The sequence below is a fragment of the Mesorhizobium sp. M7A.F.Ca.ET.027.03.2.1 genome, assembly GCF_003999175.1.
Lineage (GTDB): Bacteria > Pseudomonadota > Alphaproteobacteria > Rhizobiales > Rhizobiaceae > Mesorhizobium.
In genome coordinates this window covers 1-9,040 of record NZ_RZOM01000124.1, presented here as the reverse complement: position 1 = coordinate 9,040, position 9,040 = coordinate 1, and the positions used below count along the sequence as shown (strand labels likewise).

The following is a 9,040-nucleotide window of genomic DNA, read 5'->3' as shown; positions in this document are numbered from 1 at the left end:
ATGACCGGGTGACCGCGTATCTTGACCACCGGGCGCAAGCAGGCCGGCAGACGCGGATCGTGACGATCCATTCCTTCACGCCGGTCTTCCTCGGTGTCAGCAGGCCCTGGCATGCCGGCGTGCTGCACGACCAAGCAAGAGATCTCGCCGAAGCGATCCTTTCGGGCCTGCGCACCGACGCCGGGCTCAATGTCGCGGCCAACGTGCCCTATGTGATCAGCCGCGACGCCGATTACGCCGTGCCCATCCATGGCGACGATCGCGGCATCGCCGCCGTCCTCGTCGAGATCCGGCAGGACCTTTTGTCGACACGGCGCGGCATCGAGGAATGGGCGGACCGGCTGGCAGCGGCACTGCCGGCACTCGAGACGGAAACCGTGTCGTGAGCAATCTCAGCCTGCGCGAACGTGATGCCGCGACCATCGCCCAGATCGGCAAGCTGCGTTTCTCCCCGCTCAGCGTCATCGGCGGCCGGGGCAACCGGCTGATCGAGGAAGGCGGCCGCTCCTTGCTCGACCTGTCGGGATCGGCCGGTCCGGCGGTGCTCGGCTACGGCCATCCGGCAATCGTCGAAGCGGTCGAGACGTCGATCCGCGACATGGCGGGCGCCAGCCTGCTGCTCTACCCGAACGAGCCGGCCGTGTCGCTGGCGGAGCGGCTGCTGGCGATTACGCCCGGAGAAGGCGAACGGCGCGTCTGGTTCGGCCATTCCGGGTCGGACGCCAACGACTGCGCGGTGCGCGTGCTGCAGGCAGCCACCGGCCGCTCGCGCTTCATCTCGTTCATCGGTTCCTATCACGGCAATCTCTCCGGCTCGATGGGCATCAGCGGCCATACCGCCATGACCCACACGCTGCCCCGGCCGGGCGTGCTTCTGCTGCCCTATCCCGATCCGTTCCGACCGAATTTCAGCAGCGAGGACGTGCTTGCGCTGCTCGACTACCAGTTCGAGACCACCTGCCCGCCGCATCAGGTCGCGGCGGTGTTCATCGAGCCGTTGATGTCGGATGGCGGGCTGATCGTGCCGCCGCCCGGCTTTCTCAAGGCATTGCAGGAGCGTTGCCGCAGGCACGGCATCAAGATTGTCGTCGACGAGGTCAAGGTCGGGCTCGCTCGCAGCGGCATGATGCACTGCTTCCAGCATGAAGGACTGACGCCGGACCTCGTCGTCTTCGGCAAAGGCATCGGCGGTGGCTTGCCGTTGTCGGCCGTGATCGGCCCCAAGGAGATCATGGACCATGCGCCGGCCTTCGCGCTGCAGACGACCGCAGGCAATCCGGTGGCGACATCGGCCGGCAACGCGGTGCTGAAGACGATCGAGACGGATGGCCTGGTCGAGCGCTCGGCGCGGATCGGCATGCTGTTTTCCGACGCGCTGCGAGCCCTTGCCGCCAGGCATGAGATCATCGGCGACGTGCGCGGGCGCGGCCTTGCCATCGGTGTCGACCTGGTCAAGGACCGCGCGACACGCGAGCCCGTTCCAGCCACGACCACGGCCAAGATCATCTATCGCGGCTATGAGCTGGGTGCAGCCTTCACCTATGTCGGGTTGAAGGCCAATGTGCTGGAGTTCATGCCACCGCTGACGCTGACGGAAGACGAGATGACCGAGGGCGTCGCGATCGTCGACCAGGCAATCGCTGACGTGAATGCCGGCAAGGTCTCGGATGCGGACGTCGCCTCCTTCATGATGTGGTGAACAAAAAAGGCGCCGCGCCGGGCTGTCGACAGCGATTGTCTCGGCAGCCCCGGCTCATCGTTGCGCAACAATTATTCCGCGATACGCACGATCAGCTTACCGAAATTCCTGCCTTCGAGAAGACCGAGAAATGCCTGAGGCGCATTTTCGATGCCATCCACGATATCTTCCCTGTAGCGGACTCGGCCGGACGATATCCAGTCGGCCATCTCACGATAGAAGGCCGGGCGCTGGTCGACAAATTCGCGCTGGATGAAACCTCTGATCGTCAGGCTGCGGTGCAGCACTTGCTGCATCAATGTCGGCAACCGGTCGGTGCCGGCATCCGCGATGACGTTGTACTGCGCGATCAGCCCGCAGACCGGCACACGCGCAAATTCGTTCAGCAGCGGAAACACCGCGTCCCAGACAGGACCGCCGACATTTTCGAAATAGATGTCGATGCCGCCGGGGCAAGCTGCCTTCAACTGCTCTGCAAAATCGTCGGCCCGGTGATCGACGACCGCGTCAAAGCCGAGCTCTTCTCGCACGAAGGCGCACTTTTCGGCACCGCCGGCAATGCCGACGGCACGCGCACCCTTGATGCGCGCGATCTGGCCAACGGCCGACCCGACCGCGCCGCTGGCGGCCGCGACGACGACCGTCTCGCCAGGCTTCGGCTGCCCGATGGTGAGCAGACCGGCATAGGCCGTGAAGCCCGGCATGCCGAGCACGCCGAGCGCGGTTGTTATGGGTGCAGCCGCGGGATCGAGCTTGCGCAGCCCGACACCGTCGGACAGGGCGAAACTCTGCCATCCGGAGTGGGACAGGACGATGTCGCCTTCAGCAAACTCCGGATGGCGAGAGATCATCACGCGCGCGACGGTGCCGCCCTCCATCACACCGTCGACATCGACCGGCTTGGCATAGGATTTGGTGGCGTTCATACGACCGCGCATATAGGGATCGAGCGACAGATAAAGGATCTGCAACAGCAGTTCGCCCTCTCCCGGCTGGTCAAGGTCAACCGTCTCGATGCGGAAATGATCCGGCTTCGGCCGGCCTTGCGGTCGCGCCGCGAGCACGATGCGGGTGTTGGACTGGATTGACATGGAGACCTCTCCGCGAAGGGCGTTCTATTCGAAAAACTGGTTGGAGGGTCGCTTCAGGCCGAGATTCTCGCGCAGTGTCGACCCCTCATATTGCCGCCTGAAGATGCCTCGCCGTTGCAATTCCGGCACCACTTTCTCGGCGAAATCATCGAGCCCTGCCGGCAGGTAGGGAAACATGATGTTGAACCCGTCGGAGCCCTCGGCAACCAGCCATTCCTCCATCTCGTCGGCGATTGTTTCAGGCGTGCCGACAAAAGCAAGCCGGAATAGCCGCCCAGCCTTTGCGCAAGCTGCCTGACCGTCAGGTTCTCCTCGCGCGCCAGTTCGATGACACGCTCGCGGCCACTCTTCGAGGCATTGGTCTCGGGGATTTCGGGCAAGGGCGCGTCCGGGTCAAAGCCGGACGCATCGTGTCCGATCGCGATCGACAGCGAGGCGATGCCGCTCTCGTAATAAACGAGACTGTCGAGCTTCGCCCGCATGGCCTGCGCGTCCTCGACGCTGTCGCCGACAACGACAAAGGCGCCAGGCAGGATCTTGATGTCGTCACGCGAGCGGCCGAGTTTCTCCGCACGGCCTTTGACGTCGGCAAAGAAACGCTGTCCCGCCGCGAGATCGGCATGGGCGGCGAAAATGACCTCCGCTGTCTCCGCCGCCAGTTGGCGCCCTGCCTCCGACGCACCGGCCTGGACGACGACCGGCCAACCCTGGATTGGCCGGGCAATGTTGAGTGGCCCGCGCACCGAGAGATGTTCGCCCTTGTGGTCGAGCACATGCAGCCTGGCCGGGTCGAAATAGAACCCGCTTTCGGCGTCGCGGATGAAGGCATCGTCGGCAAAGCTGTCCCACAGGCCGGTGACGACATCGTAGAATTCCCGCGCCCGCCGGTAGCGCTCATCATGCTCGACATGCTCGTCGAGGCCGAAGTTCAGCGCCGCATCAGGGTTGGACGTGGTGACGATGTTCCAGCCGGCGCGTCCACCGCTGATATGGTCCAGCGAGGCGAAGCGGCGAGCAACATGATAGGGCGCGTCGAACGTCGTCGATGCGGTGGCGACCAGCCCGATATGGTCAGTGACGGCGGCGAGCGCCGACAGCAGCGTGAACGGCTCGAACGAGGTGACCGTGTGGCTGCGCCGCAACGCCTCGATCGGCATGTTCAGAACGGCCAGATGGTCGGCCATGAAGAAGGCGTCGAACTTCGCCGCTTCCAGGGTCTGGGCGAAGCGCTTCAGATGCGCGAAATTGAAATTGGCGTCGGCATAGGCGCCCGGATAGCGCCAGGCGCCGGTGTGCAGGCTGACGGGGCGCATGAAGGCGCCGAGGCGCAGTTGTTTTCGTGTCATGAAAGATGTTCCGGCCGATCGATACAGTCGAGCACAGTGCTCGAATCCTTCTCAGGATCGGACGGTCAGCCCAACTCGGGAAGGTATTCTGTTCCGCTGCGCCGGGCTTTTGCAGCATTTCAGTTTTGCGCCTGATACCCCAGGACAAAAAAAGGCCGGGCTCGAATACGGCCCGGCCAAAAAGAAGGTCAAAACCTTCAGAGGGGAACACCGTTCGGCGAAATGGGAGGAAACCGCCGAACGATTTTACCTTTTTGAGCTTATTTCCAAGCCTTGGCGACGAATGGCATTCCAAAAAACATGCCAAACGGCAAAAATTCGTGCCAGGCGACCGTCACGAACCCACCGTTCCAGTCTCCAGAAGATCGGCATAGTGGCGGCGTGCCACGTCGGGATGGGAGCGCAGCCGGCTTTTGAGCACATTGGTGCCGACATCGCGGAACAATGGGTTGTCAGGATCGCTTGCCGGTCCGCGCGCCTGCGCCGCCAGTTCCTCGGAAAGGCTGAGAAGCGGTATGGTCGCATCGAGCCGCGCGCTGAAGAAGAAGGGAACTGAAATCCGCTCGACGCCGGCAGGCGGCGTCACGACGCGGTGCACGGTGGCGCGCAGATAGCCATTCGATGCCAGTTCGAGCAGTTCGCCGATGTTGACGACCAGCGTTCCAGGCAGCGGATCCACATCCACCCAGCTACCGTCATATTCGACCTGCAGCCCCTTGTTGTCGTCCTGCAGCAGCAGGGTGAGGAAACCGCCATCCTTGTGCGCGCCGACGCCCTGGTCGCCTTCGGTCGCGTCACGGCCGGGATAGCGCACGATCTTCATGCGATGGTTGGGCGAGCCCCTATAGATCGCGTCGAAGGCATCCTCGGGCTGATCGAGCGACAGCGCGAAGGCTTTCAGCAGCCGGATCGCCACCGTTGTCGCCTTGGCCTGCCATGCCAGCAACGCCGGCTTGAGTTCAGGCAGTGCCGACGGCCACTGGTTCGGCCCTTGCAGCCGCGTCCAGGGCGCAATTCCAGGCCCCTGCGCGATGGGCTGGCGCTCGACGCCGATGTCGAGTTGCTCACGCCAGTCGGCCGCGCCCTTGGTCAGTTCGCCGCCGGCGCGGGTGTAGCCGCGAAACTGCTGGGATTTGACCATTTCGATCGCCAGCTTGTCGGCCTCCGGCAGCGCGAAGAACCGGCGTGAGGCATCGAGCACGTCGTCGATCTCCGAGGTCGAAATTCCGTGGCCGCTGAGGTAGAAGAAGCCGACGTCCCGCGCCGCCGTGCGCAGGTCCAGGAGAAAGGTACGATATTCAGACGCACCTTGTTCGAGACGGCTCAGATCGAGCACCGGCACAATTCTGGGCATGGTCAGGTTCCTTCTTTTCTCTGCCTTGGCTTAGGAGAAGTAGAAGCGACCACCGGCAAGAGCTTCGAGAATGAATGCATCTCAAAGTGACACGCAAGGCGTGCCGATCAAAGCAACAAGAAGTCCAATCTGGCCCGAATGGAAGAACGTCAGCGCTGCATATTGTGAACTGCCGGCAAATAATTTCCCGACACGTGCTTTACCCGCCATGCCTCTCGTAGGCCGCACTTTCCAGTGCGGCATCGTATAAGTCACAGCGGAAGCGCAACCGCGCGTGATCGCCTGTAAATCCGCCAGCCGACCGGCCGGAGCGCATTCAAGCCAGCTCGAACCGCTCGATGGCGCGCATGATGCCACGCAGCTCGGCGAGGCCTTTCAGCCGGCCGATCAGCGAATAGCCGGGATTGAGCCTGGTCTTGCCGATATCGTCGGCGAGCAGATGGCCATGGTCGGGCCGCATAGGAATGCGCCAGTCGGCGCGGCCTTCCCGACGGCGGCGCGCCTCTTCCTGCATCAGAGCCAGGATAACATGCGCCATGTCGGTGCCGCCCTCGAGATGCTCGGCCTCGTGGAACGAGCCGTCATCCTCGATGGTGATGTTGCGCAGATGGGCGAAATGGATGCGGTCGGCGAACTCCTTGACCATGGCGACGATGTCGTTGTCGGCGCGCGTGCCATAGGAGCCGGTGCAGAACGTCAGGCCGTTGGCGGGGCTGTCGACGGCGTTGAGGATGAAACGCGCATCCTCGGCGGTCGAAACGATGCGCGGCAGGCCATAGAGCGAGAAGGGCGGGTCGTCGGGATGGATGCACATGCGCACCCCCTCCTCTTCGGCCACCGGAATGATCTCGCGCAGGAACCAGGCAAGGTTGTCGCGCAGCTCCTTCGGTCCGATCGCATCATAGTCCGCCAGGGCCTCGCGAAAACTGTCCCTGTCATAGCTGCGCTCGGTCGCAGGCAGGCCGGCGATCAGGTTGCGCTCGATCCTGTCGATCGCTTCGCTGCTCAATTCCTTCAGCCGCGCTTCCGCCTCGGCAATGCGGGCGGGGGTATAGCCGGCCTCGGCATTGACGCGCTTCAGCACAAACAAATCGTAGGCCGCGAAATCGATGGCGTCGAAGCGCAGTGCATAGCCCGTCGTCGGCAGCCGATAGGCGAGATCCGTGCGCGTCCAGTCGACCACCGGCATGAAATTGTAGCAGACCGTCGCAATGCCGGCCTTGGCGAGCGCGCGAATTGAGTCACGATAGTAGCCGGCATAGCGCTCGCGTTCCGGCGCGCCGATCTTGAATGAATTGTGGACCGGAATGCTCTCGACCACCGACCATGTCAGGCCGGCGGCCTCGATGACACGCTTGCGCTCCAGAATGCTCTCGAGCGGCCAGGCGCGCCCGTCATAGATATCGTGCAAGGCGCTCACCACGCCGGTCGCACCGGCCTGCCTGACATGATCGAGCGTTACCGGGTCGTTCGGTCCATACCAGCGCCAGCACTGTTCCATTGCCGCTTCCTTCTGCGAGAGGATGGCAACCTATTGTTGGACCACAATGGGTGTCAAACTAGGAACGGTTTCGGACAGCGAATGAAGGAGTTTTCCCAATGAAGGGTTTCGACGGCAAGGTGGCTTTGGTGACGGGCACGACCGGGATTGGCCTTGCAACCGCCAGACGCCTCGCTGCAGGGGGTGCTGCGATCGTCGCCTGCGGCATCGACCGCGCGGCCAATGCTGCGCTGAAAGCGGAACTGGAAAGCTCCGCAGCCGGGGCGCTGGTCATAGACGCCGACGTCTCCGTGCCCGATCAGGTTCGCGACGCGGTCGCGGCCGGCGTGGAGCGGTTCGGCGGCCTCGATATCATCGTCAATTCGGCGGCGGTGCATCCGTACGGAACCGCGACCAGCACCGATTTCGAGACCTGGAACAGGGCGATGTCGGTCAATGTCGGGTCCATCTATCTGACCGCACATTTCGGCATCCCGGAAATGGTCCGCAGGGGCGGCGGCGCCATCGTCAACGTCGCTTCGGTGCAGGGCTTTGCCTGCCAGCAAAACGTCGCCGCCTATGCCACCACCAAGGGCGCCATCCACACACTGACGCGTGCCCTGGCCCTCGACCATGCGCGCTCCGGCATCCGCGTCAATTCCGTCAGCCCCGGCTCGATCCGCACCCCGATCCTGGAGAAGGCCGCCCGCGGCGAGAACGGCACGGATGCCGATGTCGAAGCTGCCTACAAGCGCTTCGGCGAAGCGCACCCCATCGGACGCATCGGCGAGCCGGAGGAGGTGGCCGAACTCATCGCTTTCCTGTGTTCGTCGAAGGCCGGCTTCTGCACTGGCGCGGACTACAAGATCGATGGCGGCCTGACCGCCGGCATCGGCGTGAAGTAGATTGCGAAGATTGGGGCTTGTCCGTCACCGGGAGCAGCCAGCATCCGACAATTGGTTTGCCGATCTTCTTGCAGATCAATGCCCAAGCAAATTGAACACCGCACGGGCCACGCCGAACATGAAAGGGGGCGGTGCGATCGATGAAATAATAGGCATTCTTGCCGATTGACAAAAACATCAACAGGCGACCAAGATCATATGACCATCAACGATATTGGTCCCGAGGTTGCCCCTCGGCATTGGCGTAAAGGAGAGCCAGATGCCCCTTCAGCAGAGAGTGACCCATCGTCCGAAACAACGTCCCGCCGCTCCCATCCTTGCCACCGCACTGCTAGGCCTCGGCCTGATCACACTGCCCGGTATCGGCCACGCCGATGGGATCACGCTCAAGATTTTCGGCGGCTCGGCGCTCGACGAACTCGCGCCGCGTCAACCGCCGGACGAGCAGAAGAAAATCCAGCAGCAGGTCATCGACGGCTTCCTCAAGGCCAACCGCGACGTCGCCGCGGTCGAGTGGGATGCCCAGGGGCCGCAGACCGATTCCATCCAGCGCGTGATGACCGCAAAACTTGCAAACCAGGAAATGGATCTGATCGCCTGCCCGGCCTTCTACACCAATGGCGCCTATGTCAGGCGCAAACTGGTGATGCCGATTACCGACAAGATCAAGCCGTTCCAGGACAGGATCGACGCCGCTGCACTTGGCGCCTTCACGGTCAACGGCCAAGTCTACGGCGTGCCGATCTCGACGCTGTCGACATCGACGATCTTCTACAATGTCGATCTCTTTCAGAAGCTCGCCATTCCTGTCCCGCCAACCTATGACGACCTGAAGGCAGCCGTGCCGAAGTTCAAGACCGCGGGCGTGATCCCTCTGCTGCATCAGGGCTCGAACACCGTGATGTGGCCGATGTGGTACTTCGAGACCTTTTCGCAGGCATCGGGCGACCCGGTCGGCAAGACGCAGAAGAACCTCGAGGGCACGGCGAAGTTCACTGACGCGCCCGATGTCGAGGGGTTCAAGCTGATCAAGCAATGGGTCGATGATGGCATCCTTTCCAAGGATTCGCTTTCCGTCGACCAGGACGGCATGCGTGCGGCGTTCGCCGCCGGCAAGAGCGCCATGTATTATGGCGGCACCTGGGAAATCCCGTCGCTCCAGTCG

7 protein-coding genes and 1 pseudogene are annotated in these 9,040 nt (G+C 63.0%); 4 read left to right on the top strand and 4 right to left on the bottom strand.

Going from position 1 to position 9,040, the window contains the following annotated elements; all coding sequences use genetic code 11:
* On the top strand, positions 1 to 386 hold a 386-nt coding region (locus EN750_RS08220; RefSeq protein ID WP_189526094.1), incomplete at its 5' end, for an N-formylglutamate amidohydrolase.
* A complete protein-coding gene (locus tag EN750_RS08215) occupies positions 383 to 1,699 on the top strand; it encodes an aspartate aminotransferase family protein (protein ID WP_127396136.1) in 1,317 nt (438 codons plus the stop codon). The genes EN750_RS08220 and EN750_RS08215, both read left to right, overlap by 4 nt.
* 71 nt (positions 1,700 to 1,770) lie before the next feature.
* Here EN750_RS08215 and EN750_RS08210 read toward each other — a convergent pair whose 3' ends face one another.
* The 4 genes and pseudogenes from EN750_RS08210 to uxuA all read right to left on the bottom strand — a co-directional run bounded on the left by EN750_RS08210 (position 1,771) and on the right by uxuA (position 6,991).
* Positions 1,771 to 2,790, bottom strand: coding sequence for an NADP-dependent oxidoreductase (locus tag EN750_RS08210; protein ID WP_127396135.1), 1,020 nt, complete (start codon positions 2,788 to 2,790; stop codon positions 1,771 to 1,773).
* Positions 2,791 to 2,814: 24 nt separating this feature from the next.
* Positions 2,815 to 4,136 (bottom strand): annotated as a pseudogene (locus EN750_RS08205) (LLM class flavin-dependent oxidoreductase).
* Positions 4,137 to 4,470: 334 nt separating this feature from the next.
* On the bottom strand, positions 4,471 to 5,490 hold the full coding sequence (locus EN750_RS08200) for an isopenicillin N synthase family oxygenase (RefSeq protein WP_127396134.1): 1,020 nt from the start codon (positions 5,488 to 5,490) through the stop codon (positions 4,471 to 4,473).
* Positions 5,491 to 5,806: 316 nt separating this feature from the next.
* Positions 5,807 to 6,991, bottom strand: a complete 1,185-nt coding sequence (uxuA, locus tag EN750_RS08195) for a mannonate dehydratase (RefSeq protein ID WP_127396133.1) — start codon at positions 6,989 to 6,991, stop codon at positions 5,807 to 5,809.
* A gap of 98 nt (positions 6,992 to 7,089) precedes the next feature.
* On the opposite strand from uxuA, the gene EN750_RS08190 reads away from it, so the two are divergent.
* Together EN750_RS08190 and EN750_RS08185 are read left to right on the top strand one after the other, a co-directional pair.
* Entirely contained in the window at positions 7,090 to 7,875 is a 786-nt protein-coding gene (locus tag EN750_RS08190; RefSeq protein ID WP_127396132.1) for an SDR family oxidoreductase, read from the top strand.
* Between the two features lie 259 nt (positions 7,876 to 8,134).
* Positions 8,135 to 9,040: extracellular solute-binding protein (locus EN750_RS08185; RefSeq protein WP_127396131.1), on the top strand; the 906-nt coding region annotated here is incomplete at its 3' end.